Consider the following 18,520-nt stretch of genomic DNA (forward strand, 5'->3'; position numbering starts at 1 on the left):
TCTCCTGCTGGCGATGAATTGGTATTTTTCTGTGCCCCGGAAGCGGCGGATGTGGAGGCGCCCCACGACAGCGAGCTAAAGGCCATACCTGCGCTGATCATTGCTGTCCGGGATATAAAACTGCGCCGACTGATTGTTCCTGGCGACGTCGGGAATGCCTCAGCCGAAGCATCGAATTTTTTTATTTTCATGGTGATCTCCAGAGGATGAATGACGTTAAGCGGCAGCGCTGCGAGAAGCTGCCTGTCCGCAAAAAACGTTGGGGAATTATTGCGCCCAATTCTTCAGCCAATACGCATAAGGCACTGGCAATAACGACTCGGGTGAGCTGATATTCAGTTCGCGTGCTGCCTGGAAAACCCAGTGCGGATTGGCCAAAAGCGTGCGGGCAAAAAACACCAGGTCTAGTTTTGCATCCTGGATAAAGTCGTTAGCATCGCTGGCTCTGGTGATCATCCAACTCGTTGCTACGGGAATGCCGGTTTCTCTACGCACCCGTTCCGCGTAGGGAACCATGAAATTTGGCCCCCAAGGTACCTGCTCATCGGGAGTTGAGAGCGCCAAACCCACATCAACAAAGTCGATACCGGCTTTTTTCAGCCAGCGAATGACTTCCAGAGATTCAGCAAAGCTGTGTTCAGGACAGGCATCAAATTCGATGACACCGAGTCGAGCGGTGAGTGGCAGGTGTGCAGGCCAGACGGACTTTACGGACTCAACAACATCAAGCATAAAACGTGCACGATTCGCTAAAGAGCCGCCATAGTGATCTTCACGAAAGTTGGTTTTTGTTGAAAGGAATGTTTGAGCCTGAAAGCCGTGTGCAAAATGAAGTTCAAGCCACTCAAATCCAGCTTCCGCAGCGCGACGCGCAGCCTGTTTGAAAGCATTAATGGTGTGCTGGATTTCCTCTAAAGACATCTCATGAGGAACGTAATTACTATCTTGCACGTAGGGCACTGCGCTGGCAGAAACCGGAATCCATGCGTTTGGATCCTGCTGATCTAAAGGCGCGCCACCCATCCACGGAGGAGTGCATCCCGCTTTTCTACCCGCATGGCCAAGCTGAATTCCCGCTACCGCCCCGGTTTGTTTGATCGCTGAGGCAACCGATGCGAATCCTTCAGTATGAGCATCGCTCCACAGGCCAAGGTCACCCGGAGTGATACGTCCTTCAGGCAAAACGGCGGTTGCCTCAACGATGAGTAAACCCACGCCTCCCTTTGCCAGCATTGAATAATGTGACTTGTGCCAGTCGTTAATGAGTCCACCGTTAGCCTGATATTGGCACATCGGTGACGCAACGATTCTATTGCGAAGGGTAATGTCTTTAAGCGTGTAGGAATCAAATAAACCAGGCATTTTTCGTCTCGGCTCTTCAGATTAAGTGTTGACCTATTATGGGGCGGCTTTTGCCTGCCAGGCTTGTCGGATCTGCCGAGAGAATTGCCTAAAACGATGCATGTGCCTCGAAGGGTACATATTGAATTTTACTGATGGTAAAATCGCCGGATTGAATCTGGGGCAGGTGGTAGGCTTAAATGGTCGATAATGATTTGAATTCTGGCGTTGAAAAATTGGCTGCGCTGATTAGCAGGATTGCCCAAAACGAGGGGGACCACTTAACCGCTATAGCTTCACTTTCTGTTCATCGCCGCAACATGGCAACGTTGCCAGTGCACTGTATTTATCAGATGGGTTTGGGTGTGGTGGTGCAGGGAGCAAAAGAGATCATGCTGGCGGGGAAACCGACGCATTACAGCGCGGGCGAATCTCTACTCACAACCATCGATTTGCCGGTGGTATCGCATGTGACTCGGGCCAGTCAGCGTGAGCCTTTTTTAGGCTTGATGTTAACGCTTGATCCTCGCGTGGTAGTGCAGATTGCCGCGCTGATGCCACCCGCCAGGCCCAGCAAGGAAATACCGCTCAATCCACTGTCAGTCGAACCTCTGGATGAGGGGTTGATTGATGCGTTAAGCCGCTTAATTAAGTTACTTGATGAACCGGATTTAATTACTCATCTTGAACCGCTTATCCAGCAAGAGATTGTGATGCGCTTATTAGCCAGCAACCATGGTCCGCAGTTGAGACATATCGCTACCGCCGGTTCGCCCAGTCAAAATATTTCCAGGATCGTTGGCTGGTTGAAACAAAACTTCACGCGCCCTGTCAGCATGGAGGAACTGGCAGCGAATGCTTTTATGAGTCCATCGACGTTTCGTCAGCATTTTCGCGCTATGACAGGTGTCAGCCCTTTGCAATACCAGAAAAAGTTACGACTACAGGAAGCCAGACAGCAAATGTTGAGTAAAAATCTCGATGCCAACAGCGCAGCGTTGATGGTTGGTTATGAGAGTGCATCGCAGTTCAGCCGCGAATACAGACGCGAGTTTGGCGAATCTCCGCAAAGAGATATCAAACGCATGCGTTTAGTTGGAGAGGGATAAGTGGTATTCGCTGCGCTATTGCCAGCGGTGATTGGATAATATTACTAACGTAATTTCATCGTTTCCTCCTGCGTCAATCCGTTTTAATCCCCTATCTCCTTGAATAGAAGAAATTCGCCACGAGGTCTAAAGTCACCGGCATTGCTGCCGATACAACCCTGTGAATTTTTTTTATCAATCAGCCTCAACCATTAATCATTGTTTCCTCCGCACGACAGAGGATTTTTCAATCAAGGATTTGATGTGAATTTACCCTTTTCTAAAAAAGCTGCATCCGTGCTGATCGCCGCTTCTCTGACTTCCAGTTGTGCCTCAATGAATGACTTTGCTCGTGATTACGGTACCGCTGCCGGTTGTATCGGCGGTGCCGCACTGGGTGGCGGTATCACTTATCTGGTGACTCACGACGCAAAGAAAGCTTTGGTGGGTGGAGTGGCAGGCGGCGTAGCGGGATGCGTGGTCGGGAACGTTTGGCAGAATCGTGAACAGGCGCTGGCTAAAGTCGCCCAGGAAGAAAAAATTCGCATTAGCACTCAGGCGCTTAAGGCGCAGGAGAACAGCAAGCAGGAGCCGGTTGGGATTGTTGCACAAGTTGAGGACGGTACCATGTTCGCCATCGACAGTGCAGAACTGACCAGCAGCGGCATGCGTCAGGTGCAAAAAATTGCCACAGCGATGAAAGGCGGCCAGCAATCCTCCAGCGATGTTTTGCTGGTGGTGGGACATACGGACGCCACTGGCAACGCCGAACACAATCAGCAACTTTCTGAAGCGCGTGCCCGCAACGTTGGGCTGGTACTGGAGCAAAGCGGCATTAAAGCCAGCCAACTCTATTTCCAGGGCGTGGGTTCCTCACGTCCACTGGCGGATAACGATTCCCTTTCGGGTCGGGCACAAAACCGCCGGGTTGAAATCGTGGCGTTAGCGAATGAAACACTGTTACGCCAGCGTCTGGCGCTGGAAAGCAATAACCCACTGTATTTGCGCCACAGCTCTGCTGCTGAAAATACGCTGGCGCGTACTTCAACCGCCAGGGCGGCACCACGTAAAGCGAGCAAGAAGGCTGCGGCAAAAAGCGCTGAAGTAAAAGCGCCGGAAGTGGTGACCCAACCCACTCAAGCTATTGCTGAGAGCAATCCCGTTAACTTTGTCGATTTTGGTGGCAAGCCCACTAGCGCACAGGTTACGGGTCTCGCCAGCAACTTAAAGCCGCTGTCGCAAGGTTTCAGCCTGATTAGTCAGGCGCAGGCCAGCAGTGTCAGCGGTAGCTGTCTCACCGATCTTCCTCGCGTCAGTGGACTGGCCAAGAATTTAGCCAGCGGTAAGGCGATCGATCAGCATGATACGCGGGAATATCTGCCCAATATGAACGGGCGCGCGTGGGCAGGATTGGTGAATGGCAACCTGGTGACATTGACGCCAGTGTTTGTTCTCAAAGAGAGTGCGGTGGTGACGCAAAACCCACAAGTGCTCATCACGCCAAACTATGCGCAGGGCAACCGCAAGGCGCTGCAAGGCATGGCAAGTGTCGCCAACAGTTGGGAAGGGGAAGACAGCATTCTTTACCGCGTCTACATCGCCGATGCCCAGCAACAACCGATCTCCTGCGTCGACCTCTTGCTGCCGAAATCAGGCAAGCCTGCGCAACAAGGACAACTCTTTTATAGCAACCATCGTCAGCCGTGGCTGGCCAATTACGCACCTCAGCGTGGATAAACGGATAACTCTCTCATGGAAATTTTAGATACCTTAATGCAGGCGATCGCCACCTATCGCTACATCTTCTGGCCGCTTTTCGGGCTGTTGGCGCTAACACTTGGCGTGATCAAATGGTGGGATCAAGTTCGTTACTTCTTCCTCAACCTGTTTTGTTCCCTACCGTTGTTTGGACACATCACCCGTTTGTCGCGTAGCCATGAATCGCGCCGTGCGGGCACCGGCGGACGCATCTGGCATCCGGCAGAAGAAGCGTTGTGTGGCAAGTTCTATCAGTTTCATAGCATCTCCAACCGCGATGCCGATTTTTATCTGCGCTGCGTTAACTATCTGAACAAAGTCGATGAGCGGGGCCGCAAACCGACCAGCGTGGTGTTGTGGTTATGCAGTATCGCCCTCGTCATTCTGGAGGCCTTTATCTTTGCGCTGGTACTTTCGCCATTCATTGCCAACAACATCTCTGCGAACCAGGCGGAGCTGTCGGCGATTGTGGTTTCGGTGCTGATTGGTGTGATTTTGGTGCCCGCTACGCACTTAATGGGCACGCAGTTACACAAAAATACGCTGCTGAGCAAAATCCGCTACTGGCATAAAGAAGCGCGTCTGGAAGGCCATGCGCAGGCGTTGGTTAAAGACAACCGCGTGTCGCTGGAAAACAGCCGCATTGATGATGACGCACCCAGCTATTTGCAAATGCTCAACCGTGTGAACCACGGTATTGGTGCAAAACCGCAATATGTACAAACGGTTGTGACGCTGCTGTTGATCGTCACCTTTGCGGTAGGTGCCTATTTCATTCGTGCGGCAACCATCAATGCCGCCGAAACCCAGGCCGTTAATGGTACGCCGTTTAGCCAAACCAGCGCGGCGAGCAACGCTTCACCTTTTGAGTTGCCACAGCAAGCGGTGGAAGATAATCAGCAGGCTGATAAGCAAGCGGCGAAAGAGGTCAGTGACAACCGCGTGTTCGCCTCCAAATTGACCTTCATTATTCTGTCGGTGATTTTCATTGGCGTGCAAATTATCGGTATTTTGATTGGTTATTACCGTTCTCTGGTCGGCATCGAATCTCGCCTGGCGGCGAAATATATTGGTAATTTCAGTAGCTCTGAAGAGTTTGCCGCGTGGTACGCCATGCGCCGTGAGCGCGTAGAGCGTGATGCGCAGGATAAACTGGCAAGCTTGCAGAATCGTATGGCGATGCAACGCGCCAGTAGCGCCAGCATTGCACAAACTGATGTTCGGACCTTCGACGATTACGTGCGCGGTAAGCAGCGCGATAAAGCACTGGCCGACGATCAGCATCAGCAATTTAACGCCACACGTGCAACCGTTGCTCCAGAGCGCCCGGTACATCAGCCAGAACCGGCTTTGGTATTTGAACCCACAACGCCAACGCCTGCACCGGTGGCACTGGAAACGGCACCTGCTGCTAACGCCGATGAAAAGGCGCGCATTGCGGAGTTAGGCGATTTGACAGCCTTAGATGATGAAGAACTGCGTTTGGTGGCTGAGGATTTGGGTCTGTCAAATGAAGCGCTGCTCAGTCGTCGTAAAGTGCAGCGCGTGCTCAATAAGGCCAGAGGATAATCAGGTGAAGATCAGCAAATGGTGTTTGCTGCTGTTAGCCGGGGTGAATGCCCTGGCGCAGGCTGCGGATCGCAACGATATTCCGAGCTGTTATGACTATGCCAAACTCAGTCAATATCGCCCGGCCAACAGCGGTCGTGAGCTGGTGGTGATTATTGATCAAACGGTTAAAGTGCCGCTGCAGATCAAAAATGCCAGTTGGCAGCAGATCATGCGTTTTAGTCAGCCCGGCGATCATGTGGTGCTTTATCAGTTCTCGGCGTTGTTGCAGAACAATTTCATGCAGCGCTTATTTGATGGTCGTCTGGAACCGTTACTCACGGACAAGAAAATCCGCGACAATCAAGGCATGGAAAGTTTGAAGAACCTCGACAAATGCCTGAGTGAGCAGAAGCAATATTTCGCGAGCGCATTGGGTGGGCTGATGGCAAAAAGTTTCGCTGAGAAGGGCGATAACATCGCTAAAAGCGAGATCCTCGATAGCCTTAAACGCATTAGTCATGATCTTCAGCGGGATGAAAACGCGTCACGTACTCTGTTTCTGATCTCCGATATGCTGGAAAACAGCGCTTTCGATAGCTTCTACCGCAATAACGCGCTGCGTTTGCTCTCGCCAGAGAAAGAGTTGCAGCAGGTTAAACAGCAGAATTTGTTAGCGGATTTTGCTGGCGCAAAGGTGTTTGTCGCAGGTGCAGGATTGATTGATACCGATGCGAAAAACAATTATCGCTCAGGGAAAATCATTCAGCAGCTTGAGATATTCTGGCGCGACTATTTTACTGCGTCGAATGCGGAGTTAGTCAGTTTTGGTGCCCCGGCGTTAAACGTGGATTTGCAATAAGTTGTTTAGAAACGATGTATTCACTGCCTCAGCGTCAGGTTAGGGCAGTGAATATGAGACGCGACTTCGTCACCATAATGGTTTTAGGGTTGATTACCATGTTCACCTTCTCACCGTTGATCAGGGCAAAGCGCTTTAACATCTCCCGCATCTTGCATTGAAAGAATATGTGCGTATGGCAAGGTCCGCTTTAAGCGATCAGCAGACATCAAGAAGATTTTATAATACAAATAAAAAATCACACTCACTCTTACCTTCTATTGAATAATGGGTGGATAATAAATTTACGATTAATGTCGGTTATATCAAGATCAGGTTTGTCATATGAAGAGTAAATTATAAGAGTTTCAGTCCGTTTAATGCCTATGACACCAACAATAAACCATACCTTCATGAGTTCATCGAAGTTCATTACTATCTTGGAATGTAACTCATCCTCACCGTCTGATGAAGCCCTATCGAGAATGTAGGTTAGAATTAAGTTTTTATCTTCCTCAATAATAGAGTCTAACGAAAACTCTTGTTTTTTTAATATGGACAACGAGTCGATATATTCAGAAATATTTTTATAAATAGTTGCCCATTCCGACACCAAAGCCCTTTTTCTAGAAGAAAAAAACTTCTCTTCTGCAATTAAAACTATATCTTGATTTATTTCAATTTGGCCATCACATTCTTTCAGGCAATAATTTACAAAACTAATGGCATCTCTTGGTCTGAGCATGGTTCTATCTAAAATATACTCATCAGCTTGAATACCATCAACGTCAAAGTTAAAAATATCTTTCATTGTAATTACGCGAGATCCCTGATATTTATTCTTTACCAAGTGATTTATACGCATATCAATTATTTTTCTAATGTCAGATTTATTCCATGAAACGGAATAAATAAGGGGCTGGTCCTTCTCATCTTGCCTTAGTGTTTTATTGTAGATTCCCATAAGTATATCAGTTCTTATTGAAATCAGTATCTTAACGGATTTTACATCAAGTAATTCTCTAAAAGCTTCTAACAGTGCGTTGATAAAGTCATACCTTATATCACTTGAGCTCAGCCATGAGCGATCAAGATCATCAATGCTTATAATTATCCTGAACTGACCAACTTCAGAGAATTCTTCATTTAATATCTTTATCAACTCTTTTTGTTTTCTAATCAATTCTCTACTAACGTAGCTTGATGTTTCTGATTGTACTTTCTGAGCATCTTCACGACCTAATTTACCTCCAAGACTTATCCCTTTTATACCTACTTTTGTAGACAGTTCAGTTTGCATTTTATTGCTTATTTCAACTAAAGCCTTATCATTAAAGAAAACGTCCTTGAATTGTTCAATGTATTCATTTGCTAATTCAGGATTGTAAGGCTTCTTTTTTCCTCCAATCAAATCGTGGATCTTATTGAAAAAGCTTTGATAAGTTGAACGGTGTAAAGCAGGGATGACTTTTATTAAGAGGGCATGTAGCCATAGCGATTTATAGAATACTCTTAAATCAATGCCGCTATCACTTAAGGATGAAATGAAAACATTGTTTTTCACATGTTCGAATATTGTATTTTCCGCTTCTATCTTTTCATAAACTTTGATGGTACCTTCATCCAATATTTTCTTTAAAAGAGCTGATTTACCACTGCCGGTTCGCCCAACTATTATTCTTTTTGTGAAGTCTGGATTTTGTTCTGATGGATCAAAATTCATAATCCCCTTAAATATACTTGTTTCTAAAAAACAAGAGTCCAAATAGTTGTCTGATTCGGCCTCTAATTTTCCTATCTCATCATTATTTCTGAATATGAACGTATTCAATTGGTCTAATCCTCTGACTAATCAGGAAATTTTTCCTGAGGGGGTGATGATTGTGTAAATTTAAGATAATTAATTGATATTTTTGGTTTTACTTCACACTAAAGCTATTTTGATCAAAATAGCAGATTATTTTTAACTGTACTATGAGTTCAACTGCAAAAAACTTCCGCTTTTGGCACAAAGTAGACATCTCTGTGTTTGTTTGGTTTGAATATGGCTAAGTCGTTAATTAGACCAGATCCCGAACAAAGTGGATAACACCTGTACTACAACCCATATTCCCCACACAACAACCCAAACAGCCAATCGTTATGCCACGCATTCCTCAGCCAGTAATTTTCCCGCAGTTCACCTTCTAATACGAAGCCGACTTTTTCCAGCAACCGACGTGAGGGCGTATTGCCTGCGGTGACGGTGGCGCTCAGGCGACGGATACCGCCATCGCTAAATGCATAGTCACAAATCGCCCGAAGCGACTCGTGCGCATAGCCTATTCCTTGAGCTTCTGGCTTGAACAGAAAGCCAACTTCGGCGCAGTCATTTTCGCGATGGATATAACCACTGACGCCGATGCGATTGCCTGACTGTTTCTCCCGCACCACCAGACACAGCCAATGCGCGCTGCGAGGCGACCAGCGCGGCAATCTTGCTGTGAAATCAGCGAGAATTTTTTCTTCAGATTTTGTATCGGCGACGTAATGCATGACGTGTGGCGAGAGCTGGAGTTGACGGAAGAAGTCCCAGTCGTCTTCCGCGATCTGCGAGCAGGTGAGTCTGGGGGTTTCGAGATGCAGTTTAGCGATCACATTTCACCTTCGTTTATGGATGAAAGTGGATCACGTTAAACCAGGTCGCCATAAATGGCGACCCTACAAATGCGCGACGGAAATCACAACTGGAACCGCAACGCCACACCAAATGCCTGCTCGGCACCAACAATAATTGCCGCCGCTTCCTCGCGGAACGGCACATCACCGAGCAGCAGGCTGGCTTTCACTTTGCGCAGATCCGAGGTGCGCAAACTCAATCCTGCCATGCGCGCGCTGCCGTCGTAATCAATCGGCAATCCGGCGAAGCGCTGCGTAACGTATTCCGCGGCGGCAAAGCGTACCGTTGCCACGCCCGCTTTGAGCACAAACGCGCCTTCCTGACAGGCGGTGAGTTTATCGGCACCGAATAAACGGCTGTAGGGCTGAGCAGCGGCGGCGGGATCCTGCGCCACCACCACGAACTCGACGATATCGCTCACGCCATTCGGATGGACGCGCCACGCGTCCTGCCACACTGAATCCGGTGTGTCGTGCTGGCAAAAGAAGCTGCGGCCATTTGCAACCAGCGACGGGCGTAACCGCACGGTGCGGAAGCGTGCTTCCTGCTCGGTGCCGTCCGGCAAAGTAACGGGACGGAAAAAACTCGCCGGCAGATCGCCGTCAATGTCCTGGCTCTCCAGATAGCGCCACACCGCGTCGGCATCCTCGGTTTTCCACACTAAACCGCTGAGGCCAATCGGCGATTGCCACAAATCCTGGCGCAGATTGCCGCGCCCAGGTTCAAAACCCAACAGCTCCAGATAGTTATCACCAAAAATCGCCAGATGATTACTGGAGCCGAGCGAATGATGGCCGCGCTCGGTCAGCTGAAATCCCAGGCGACGAAACAGCGCGCTGGCGTCATCCAGCTGGCTGGCAACATTGATCACCACATGGTCGAGACGTGGAACAGGTACAGAAATCGCCATCGCTTTTCTCCTTGCTCTCATGGTCACGATGCCAGCGCCTGTTGTTGACGCAGCGTCAGCAGCGCGCGCTGGGCCAGCTCGGTGAAGTAATGCACCGCCGGTTCCAGCATCGCTTCATCCGGATCGAAACCGGCATGATGCAAGCCAAATTCACTGGCGCTGCCGATGCTGACGAACGCGCCCGGCAGCTGCTGCAGGTAGAAGGCGAAGTCTTCGCCACCCATCTGCGGCGTGCCGACTTGGGTTTGATAGCCTTGCTCTGCTGCCAGTTCCAGCGCGAAATCGGCCCATTGCGGGGTGTTGACCAGCGAAGGCGGACCTTCCTGCCACACCAGCTCAGCCTGCGCGCCAAATCCGGCGGCGATCCCATTTATCAGCGCTCTGATTTTCTGCGGGATCTGCGCGCGAATCGCCGCATTGTGAGTACGCACCGTGCCTTCCAGCTCCACCGTTTGTGGCAGCACGTTCCAGCTGTTACCGGCGGTAAAGCGCGTCACGCTGACCACCACCGATTCCAGCGAACTGAACACGCGGCTCGGCAGCGTTTGCAGCGCGGTGACGATGTGGCTGCCAATCACGATGCTATCAATGCCTTCATGCGGACGCGCGGCGTGCGCACCTTTGCCGGTGATAGTGATCTGGAAACGATCGACGTTGGCATAGTAGGCGCCGCCGCGCGTGCGCAGCGTGCCGGTTGGCAGATCCGGCGCGTTATGCAGGCCGAAAATCGCCTGCACATCTTTCAGCGCGTCCGCCGCCAGCAGCTGTTTCGCGCCGGTAAAAATCTCTTCGGCAGGCTGGAACAGAATACGCACGCGGCCAGGCAGCTGGGATTCGATGCGTTTCAACTGCTGTGCGACGCCCAGCATTACGCTGCTGTGCAGATCGTGGCCGCAGGCGTGCATCACGCCCGGCTGCTGGGAGCGCCATGCTTGATCGGTTTGCTCGTCAATCGGCAGGGCGTCGATGTCCGCACGCAGCGCAATCAGCGGTTCGCCGTGACCGATTTCTGCCACGACACCGGTTTTCAATTCCAGCGGCAGCAGTTTGACGTTGAGTTCCTGCAGCCAGCGGGTAAGGCGCTCGGTGGTGGCAAATTCCTGATCCGACAGCTCGGGATGCTGATGCAGCTCACGTCGCCAGCGCACCAGCTGTTGATGGGAAAGATCCGTCATGGTCATCCTTGTGTGTGTTCAGGTAAGAAAGGTTCGCCGAGCGTCAGCATCAGGCGGTTGGCCCAGGCGAAGAAGGCGGCGGATTGAATCAGGTCCAGCAGCTCCAGCGTGCTGAATCCCTGATTGCGCAGCGCCTGCAGCTGTTTCAGGCTGGTGGCGGCAGGCGTGATCGATAAGGTGGCAACCAGATCGATCTGTGCCGCCCAGCGGGCCGATTGTCCGTGCGACAGCTCAGCGCCCGGCGCGACATTAAGCAGCTTCTGCACCGCCGGTTCATCTTTCGACAGCTGGCTGGCTTTGCGCGCATGCACCGAGGCGCAGTAGATGCAGCCGTTGACCTTGCTCACCACCGTGGCGGCGAGTTCACGCTCGGCGCGTGAGAGTCCGCCTGCGGTGTAGAAGATGCCTTTATCAGTCAGCGTGCGTTGCTCGAGCAGCGGCTGATTGCGGCCCAGCAGGCGGAAGTAATCAGAGTCGCTATGGCCGAATTTCGCCAACGTTGCCTGCTCTTCAGCGCTAAATTCATGCAGCGGTTTCGCCGCCAGCCACGGTTCCCAGCCGAGTTCCTGTTGGGTAAAGGCGGTGAGGGCGGTTTTACCGCTTACGGTGAGCGGCGCATCGTGCCATTTACCGGCCACCGCATGCGGCTGCGACGCCGTCTCTTCGCCGTTGAGCAAACGCAAACCCGCAAGCAAGCGGCTCTGGAAGCTGACAAAGGCGATCAGCTGCGCCAGCGTGACGATGCCGCGTGGCGACCATCCGGCAGTTTGCAGCGTCTCGATGTGATGCGGCGCAGCATCGACCGGATGCAAGCTCAGCAGTTCCGCAAACGCCAGACCCGCAGCGAAGCGTGCGTTGTTAGGTTGATCCGGCTGGCGGTAATGCGCTTCGAGACTCGACGCGCCATGCCAGGCCGCGACCTGCGCGGCGAGGGCGAAACGTTCTGCTAACGGCAAATCCTCATCATCCTGCGAAAACAGCACGTCATAGCTGCCTTGCGTGTGCTGGGTGGCGGCGTGACGTTCGGCGCGGGCTTGCGCCAGTTCAGACGCGGGATCGATATCCGCTAGCGCGGCCAGTAAATCTGTCGGTTGAGACATAAAATTCTCCAGTTTAACGTTAGAAGGTCGCCATGAATGGCGACCCTACAAACCCCAGGGGCGCCGACTTACCCACGCAGCGCGGGCGCAATATGCTCGGCAATCAATTCGATGGAACGCAGAATGTCGGCGTGTGGCGGATCAATGGAGTGCACCTGGAAGCTGATATCGGTGACGCGCTGCAGCGACGTATCGGCCAGCAGCGATTGCAGCACCGTGTCGGCATCGCCGAAGTGCGCATCCAGCTGACGCGCCTGTTCGTCCAGCGTGTTGCCAATAACGTGTCCCGATTCGCGGAAATGCTGCGCCTGTCGCTGCAAGCCCGGCTCGGCGAGACGGCGCGCGTAGTCGTTGGAATCGGCCACAAAGGCGGTGCGCGATGCCAGAATGCGCGGCGCAATGCCCGCCGGTAAAGCCGCCAGATAGGCATCGATCATCGGGTTTTGTATCTGGTCGAGCGGCAAATTGGGCTGGCCCGCCGGACGCGGCTGGGTGCGCGACAGCATCAAACCGTGCCCGGCTTTTCCCGCGCGCGCCGCACCTTCCACCGAGAAGGTGGCGATCCACACGCGCTGCGCCAGCGTCGGCGCTGCGGGATAGAGGTGATTATCCGGATGGCCCAACGTATCGCCGCGCCAGGCGCTCAGCAGTTGATGCAGATGATCGGCAAACACGCTGGCGCGCTGGTCGATGGTGATGCCGAACGGCAGAAACGAGGTCGCGGTGCCACCCGATCCTAAACCGACTTCGAGGCGACCGTTGCTCAGCAAATCCAGCACCGCTGCATCTTCGGCGACGCGCAGCGCGTTCTCCATCGCCAGCGTGATGATGCCGGTGCCAAGCCGAATAGTGCGGGTGTGCGCCGCAACGTGGGCCAGAAACAGCAGCGGTGAAGGCAAGCCGCCTTCTTTCTCGTGAAAGTGGTGCTGAGCAATCCACGCGCTGTCAAAACCGGTGCGCTCGGCGTGCTGAATCTGTTCAGTTGCCAGGCGATAGCGCTGCTGTGCGGAAGTGTCATCCAGCAGGCGAGTGAAAAAACCAATGCGTTTGCGCGTCATGCAGACTCCTTAATCAGCGGACGGAAAGCGGGTATCGCGTCAATCAGCGATCGGGTATACGGATGCTGCGGAGCGCTAAATAGCGTGACGGTGTCACCTTGCTCCACCACTTCACCGGCGCGCAGCACGGTGACGCTGTGCGCAATGCGGCGCACGGTGGCGAGGTCGTGGGTGATAAACAGATAAGTAAGGCCGAGCTCGCGTTGCAGTTGTTGCAGCAGTTGCAGAATCTGCGCCTGCACCGTGACATCCAGCGCTGAGGTCGCTTCATCCAGCACCAGAATCGCCGGTTGCAGAATCAGGGCGCGGGCGATGGCTACGCGCTGACGCTGGCCGCCAGACAACTCGCGCGGTTTACGCGTCAGCAGCTCCAGCGGTATCGCCACGCGCTGCGCCACGGCTGCGACGCGTTCACGGCGCTCGTCGCTGCTGAGTTTCTCAAAGTTACGCAGTGGCTCTTCAATGATGGCGAACAGCGTCTGGCGCGGATCAAGCGAGGCAAACGGGTTTTGATACACAAACTGAATCTTGCGGCGCAGCTGACGTTGCGCTTCGCCGCGCAGCGCGGTGGCATCGATGCCATCGATCACCACGCGGCCGCTATCGGCCTGCTCAAAGCCTAAAAGAATGCGCGCCAGCGTGGTTTTCCCCGAGCCGGATTCACCGACCAGCGCGTGCGTGGTGCCGCGTGCTACGGTCACGCACACCTCTTTCGCCACCTGCAACTGCTGCTGGCGACCAAGGGAAAACTGTTTATTGATGCCGGAGAGCTGAATCGCTGGCGACGAGAAGTTGGCATGTGTCGGCACGGACAGCGCGCTGTCGCCCGGATCGGCGTCCTGCAACAGCTGCCGCGTGTAAGCATGCTTAGGCGCGTTGATCACCTGCGCCGCCGGGCCTTGTTCCTGAACTTCGCCATGACGAAATACCAGCAGGCGATCGGCACGTTCTGCCGCCAGCGCCAAATCGTGCGTGACAAACAGCACCGCCGTGCCGGATTCGCGGCGCAACACATCCAGCAGATCAAGAATGCGTTTTTGCACCGTGACATCAAGCGCGCTGGTGGGCTCATCGGCAATGATGATCTGCGGACGCAGGGCGAGCGCGATGGCAATCAGCACGCGCTGTTTCATGCCGCCGGAGAGCTGATGCGGATACTGCGTCAGGCGCTGTTCCGGATGGCTCAACCCCACTTTTTGCAGCAGCTCCAGCACGCGCTGCTGACGTTCGGTTTTGCTGATTTTCAGGTGCAGCTGCAGCATTTCACCGACCTGATCGCCAATGGTTTTCACCGGATTGAGCGAGTTGCCCGGATCCTGCGGCACTAAGCTGATGCTGACGCCGCGCAGGCTATCAAGACGTTTAGAAGACCAACCGGCGATATCGGTGCCGTTCAGCACAATTTTGCCGCTGTCACGACGGCCGTTGTCCGCCATCAAACCAATAATGGCCTGCGCGGTGGTGGTTTTGCCGGAGCCGGACTCACCGACCAGCGCCACCATTTCACCGGGCTGCAACTCAAAGCTGACGTTGTGAACCACTGCGCGCCACTCGCCGCGCTGGCGATAGCTGAGGGTTAAATTTTCAATGGCTAATAACGCGCTCATGCGTCACCTCCGGCCAGTTGACGGCTGATGCGGTTAGCGGCCAGCACCACGGCGACCACCACTATGCCGGGGAAGGTGGTGAGCCACCACGCGGTCGCCAGATAGTTACGTCCTTCGGCGATCAATAAACCCCATTCGGGCGTCGGCGGCGGCGTGCCGTAGCCGAGGAAGCTGAGCGTGGATAACGCCAGAATCGCCTGGCCAAACTGCAAGGCGGCGAAGGCGATCACCGCCGTCAGCGAGTTGGGTAAAATATGACGCCACAACACGCGCCAGAAACTGCCGCCGCTGCCGTAAGCCGCTTCGACGAACTCGCTGCGGCGTACGCGGACCACTTCGCCACGCGCCAGGCGGGCAAAGCTGGCAATCGAGGCGATGCCCACCGCCAGCGCGGCGTGCACGGTGCCAAAACCCAGCAGAATCAGAATGCTGAGCGACAGCAGCAGCGAAGGAATCGACAGTAGCACATCCACTAAGCGCATCAGCCAGTTCTCAGTGCGACCGCCCATCGCGCCCGCCAGCACGCCGAGCGTGGTGCCGCCAATCAGCCCCATCGCCACCGCTGCGACCGCCGCCGACAGCGACTGTGACGCACCATAAATAATGCGCGCGTAGAGATCGCGGCCCAGCTGATCGGTGCCGAGCCAGTAAGCGGCTTGCGGCGGCAGACGTTGTGCGCCAGGCACGCCTTCCGTTGGGCTGAAATGGGTAAACAGACCAGGCGCAAATGCCGCCAGCAGCGCCAACAGCATCACGCCCCACGCCAGCCACAAACCTGGCTGGATGTTGAGCACGCGGGACGCACGTGCGTTGCCGTTGCTTTGACGCGCAGTTGAGTAATCGACCAGACTCATCGGTTGCCTCCGGCAATGGATTGCAGACGCGGATCGAACAGCGGCATCAGCGCATCGACCAGCAGGTTAATCAGCACAAACGCCAGCGCCGAGATCATCACCACCGCCTGTAACACCGCGACGTCCTGATTATTCACCGCCTGCTGCGTCAGCTGACCGACGCCGCTTAGGCCAAACACGGTTTCGGTAATCAGCGCACCGGCGATCAGTTCCCCGAGCAGCAAACCGGCAACGTTCAGCACCGGCAGCAACGCATTGCGCATCACGTGATGCCACAGCACATGGCTTTCGCTGGCGCCTTTAGCGCGCGCTACCGCCACGAACGGTTGGGTAGAAACCTGATCGATGCTGCGCAACAGAATCTGCGCCAGCGGCGCGGAGATCGGGATCGCCACGGTAATCACCGGCAGAATCAAACCCTGCAGCGCCGACGGATTGATCACCGGGATCCAGCGCAGCTGGAAAGAGAACAGTTGAATCAGCGCGATGCCGAGCCAGAAGGTCGGTAGGGAGATAAACAGCGCCGGGACCGATTGCAGCACCGAACGCAGGAAGCGCAGCGCCGGCAAGCGCGATAACGCCGCCAGCGCGAACGCGATAAGGGTTGCCAGCGCAAAGCCGAGCAGCGCCAGTTGCAGCGTGGCGGGCAGGTTGCTGATCAGCTGTTCGCTGACCGGCACGCCCGCCTGCACCGAGTAACCAAAATCACCGCGCAGCATCGCCAGCAGCGTGTGCACGTACTGCTGCCAGAGCGGATTATCCGCGCCGTAAGCCAGTCGCATTTCGGCGATTTGATCCGGGCTGAGGCCCAGATCCGGGTTCTGAAACTTGATCAGCACCGCATCGCCGGGCAGCACCTGCAGCAGAAAGAACGACAGGGTAAACGCGGCCCACAGCACCAAAACGCTTTGACCCACTCTTCGCAGCAGTGAACGTTGCATCATTAACCTGCCTTAGTGTTTTTCCAGCCACGCGCCGTAGAACGACGGACGACCCACAGCTTCAAAATTCACGCCTTTCAGCCAAGGCGCACCGGCAAACACCTGCGGTTCTTCAAAGATCGGAATCACATAGGCCTGATCGAGCAGATAGCGCTGCGCATCGCCGGTCACTGCCAGGCGTTTCGCCGGATCGACTTCCGAGGAGATCCCCAGCAACAGCGTGTTCAGCTTGTCGTCGCGGAAGTTCTGCACCTTGTCGCTGGAGCCGCCTTTTTGCAGCAGCGCATCGCGGTTAGTCGGATAGAACTGGCTCTTCACCACGTCAGGATCGGCGCGGCCCACTTCGGACACCACCAGCGGGGTTTTCAGCGGATCGAGGTTATCCAGCACGCGGCTGCCTGCATCACCGGCTTTCACCGCCAGCGCGACGCCAACCTGACGCCACTGCTGTGCCACCAGCTGTAACACCTCTTTGTTCTGCGGCTGCGGCAGCGATTCATAAATGGTCAGCGCCAGTTTCTTGCCATCCTTTTCGCGGATGCCGTCGCTGCCCGGTTTCCAGCCCGCTTCATCCAGCAGCTTTTTCGATAACGCCGGATCGAATTTCAGCTTGTCGGCCAGATTGACGTAACCGGCCGCCGAGGTGGCGATCACCGAGGTGGCCTGCGGATAGTTCGGTGAGAACAGGGTTTGCACCACTTGCTGCGCGTTGGTGGCGTGCAGCAGCGCCTGACGCACTTTCACATCGCTGACCAGCGGGTTATCCGGGCGGAAGCTGATGCTGTCGTTAACGCCACGCGTGGGTGCAGCGTAAATCGGGAAGTTTTGCTGCTGCGCCTGCTTCTCGTCGTAGGCTTGCACCTGACGAATGAAGTCGGCCTGGCCGGCCAGCAGCGCGCCAATACGCACGCTGTCTTCCGGCGTGACGATGAATTTAATGCCGTCGAGATTGGCGGGACCTTGCTGGGCGAGGTTTTTCGGGCCCCATTGATAATCTTTGCGCGCGGTTAAATCGACCTCGCGGCCGAGTTTCTCATCGCTGACCACAAATGGACCGGAACCAATAATATGACGCGCATCGCCGAGTTGGTCGAAGCTACGCTGCAGCGTACTGAGGGAAACCAGGCCTGAACCGATGGTAGCGGTGCCCTGTAAAAAACCGGGAGATGGCTTTTTGAAATAGAATTTCACCGTCTGAGGATCAATAACTTCACTGCGGTCGTAATTATTGATCACTTCGGAAACCGGCAGGCGCTGGGCTTTATTTCCCAGACCGTAAGTATCAAAGTTTTTGGCTACCGCATTGGCATCTAAGGGCGTGCCATCAGAGAAGGTGACGCCGGGACGAATTTTAAAGGTATATTCGGTTTTATCGGCGTTACTGCTCCAGCTTTCGGCAATCCACGGTTCCACTTTTAAGGTTTCAGGATTCTGCCACGTCAGCTTATCGGTAATTTGATTCAGAATACCGCCATTGGGATAAAAGCCACCGGCGGGTGGATAAAGGTTGGTATGCGCCTGTTGTTCGAGGTAAACCAGCGTGCCGCCTTTGACGGGCGTGTCTGCCGCGTGGGCGCTAAAAATCCCTAATAGCAGGGCCAAACTCAACGCCTGCAAGTGAAAATGCTTAGTCATGGTGT

15 protein-coding genes are annotated in these 18,520 nt (G+C 54.1%); 4 read left to right on the plus strand and 11 right to left on the minus strand.

The genetic code is table 11. The features are described from left to right. Positions 1-267 precede the first annotated feature (267 nt). On the minus strand, positions 268-1,362 hold the full coding sequence (locus K5Y30_RS17910; protein ID WP_222183098.1) for an NADH:flavin oxidoreductase/NADH oxidase: 1,095 nt from the start codon (positions 1,360-1,362) through the stop codon (positions 268-270). A gap of 179 nt (positions 1,363-1,541) precedes the next feature. Here K5Y30_RS17910 and K5Y30_RS17915 point away from each other — a divergent pair, with 179 nt between their 5' ends. The 4 genes from K5Y30_RS17915 (at position 1,542) to K5Y30_RS17930 (ending at position 6,597) form a co-directional block, all read left to right on the plus strand. Next, positions 1,542-2,450 carry an AraC family transcriptional regulator gene (locus K5Y30_RS17915; RefSeq protein WP_222183100.1) on the plus strand — a complete coding sequence of 303 codons (909 nt, stop codon included), beginning with the start codon at positions 1,542-1,544 and terminating at the stop codon, positions 2,448-2,450. Positions 2,451-2,693: 243 nt separating this feature from the next. Further along, positions 2,694-4,166 carry an OmpA family protein gene (locus tag K5Y30_RS17920; RefSeq protein ID WP_222212568.1) on the plus strand — a complete coding sequence of 491 codons (1,473 nt, stop codon included), beginning with the start codon at positions 2,694-2,696 and terminating at the stop codon, positions 4,164-4,166. Positions 4,167-4,181: 15 nt separating this feature from the next. Continuing rightward, complete coding sequence (locus K5Y30_RS17925) at positions 4,182-5,756, plus strand: hypothetical protein (protein ID WP_222212570.1); 1,575 nt, start codon at positions 4,182-4,184, stop codon at positions 5,754-5,756. Between the two features lie 4 nt (positions 5,757-5,760). Continuing rightward, positions 5,761-6,597 (plus strand): hypothetical protein, encoded by an 837-nt coding sequence (locus tag K5Y30_RS17930; RefSeq protein WP_222183106.1) that lies wholly within the window; start codon positions 5,761-5,763, stop codon positions 6,595-6,597. A gap of 250 nt (positions 6,598-6,847) precedes the next feature. Here the strand turns inward: K5Y30_RS17930 and K5Y30_RS17935 are convergent, their stop codons facing one another. The 10 genes from K5Y30_RS17935 to K5Y30_RS17980 form a co-directional block, all read right to left on the minus strand. Further along, positions 6,848-8,407: a KAP family NTPase gene (locus tag K5Y30_RS17935; RefSeq protein WP_222212572.1), complete on the minus strand. Its 1,560-nt coding sequence runs from the start codon at positions 8,405-8,407 to the stop codon at positions 6,848-6,850. A gap of 266 nt (positions 8,408-8,673) precedes the next feature. Next, positions 8,674-9,213 carry a GNAT family N-acetyltransferase gene (locus K5Y30_RS17940; protein WP_222212574.1) on the minus strand — a complete coding sequence of 180 codons (540 nt, stop codon included), beginning with the start codon at positions 9,211-9,213 and terminating at the stop codon, positions 8,674-8,676. An 83-nt stretch (positions 9,214-9,296) separates the two neighbouring features. After that, positions 9,297-10,145 carry a VOC family protein gene (locus tag K5Y30_RS17945; protein ID WP_222183112.1) on the minus strand — a complete coding sequence of 283 codons (849 nt, stop codon included), beginning with the start codon at positions 10,143-10,145 and terminating at the stop codon, positions 9,297-9,299. Positions 10,146-10,168: 23 nt separating this feature from the next. Continuing rightward, positions 10,169-11,320, minus strand: a complete 1,152-nt coding sequence (locus K5Y30_RS17950; protein ID WP_222212576.1) for an amidohydrolase — start codon at positions 11,318-11,320, stop codon at positions 10,169-10,171. A gap of 2 nt (positions 11,321-11,322) precedes the next feature. Next, positions 11,323-12,420: an alkylhydroperoxidase domain protein gene (locus K5Y30_RS17955; RefSeq protein ID WP_222212578.1), complete on the minus strand. Its 1,098-nt coding sequence runs from the start codon at positions 12,418-12,420 to the stop codon at positions 11,323-11,325. A gap of 68 nt (positions 12,421-12,488) precedes the next feature. Continuing rightward, on the minus strand, positions 12,489-13,478 hold the full coding sequence (locus K5Y30_RS17960; RefSeq protein ID WP_222212580.1) for a putative FMN-dependent luciferase-like monooxygenase: 990 nt from the start codon (positions 13,476-13,478) through the stop codon (positions 12,489-12,491). Beyond that, positions 13,475-15,085: an ABC transporter ATP-binding protein gene (locus K5Y30_RS17965; RefSeq protein WP_222212581.1), complete on the minus strand. Its 1,611-nt coding sequence runs from the start codon at positions 15,083-15,085 to the stop codon at positions 13,475-13,477. Before K5Y30_RS17965 ends, K5Y30_RS17960 begins: the two co-directional genes overlap by 4 nt. Next, complete coding sequence (locus K5Y30_RS17970) at positions 15,082-15,939, minus strand: ABC transporter permease (RefSeq protein WP_101761392.1); 858 nt, start codon at positions 15,937-15,939, stop codon at positions 15,082-15,084. Before K5Y30_RS17970 ends, K5Y30_RS17965 begins: the two co-directional genes overlap by 4 nt. Continuing rightward, the gene (locus tag K5Y30_RS17975; protein ID WP_176972173.1) at positions 15,936-16,880 is read right to left on the minus strand and encodes an ABC transporter permease; all 945 of its coding nucleotides are present in this window, start codon (positions 16,878-16,880) and stop codon (positions 15,936-15,938) included. The genes K5Y30_RS17970 and K5Y30_RS17975 overlap by 4 nt, the downstream gene beginning before the upstream one ends. Positions 16,881-16,892: 12 nt before the next feature. Then, positions 16,893-18,515 (minus strand): TIGR04028 family ABC transporter substrate-binding protein, encoded by a 1,623-nt coding sequence (locus K5Y30_RS17980; RefSeq protein WP_222212582.1) that lies wholly within the window; start codon positions 18,513-18,515, stop codon positions 16,893-16,895. Positions 18,516-18,520 lie beyond the last annotated feature (5 nt).

It is taken from the genome of Pantoea sp. DY-5 (assembly GCF_019795955.1).
GTDB classification, from domain to species: domain Bacteria; phylum Pseudomonadota; class Gammaproteobacteria; order Enterobacterales; family Enterobacteriaceae; genus Pantoea; species Pantoea leporis.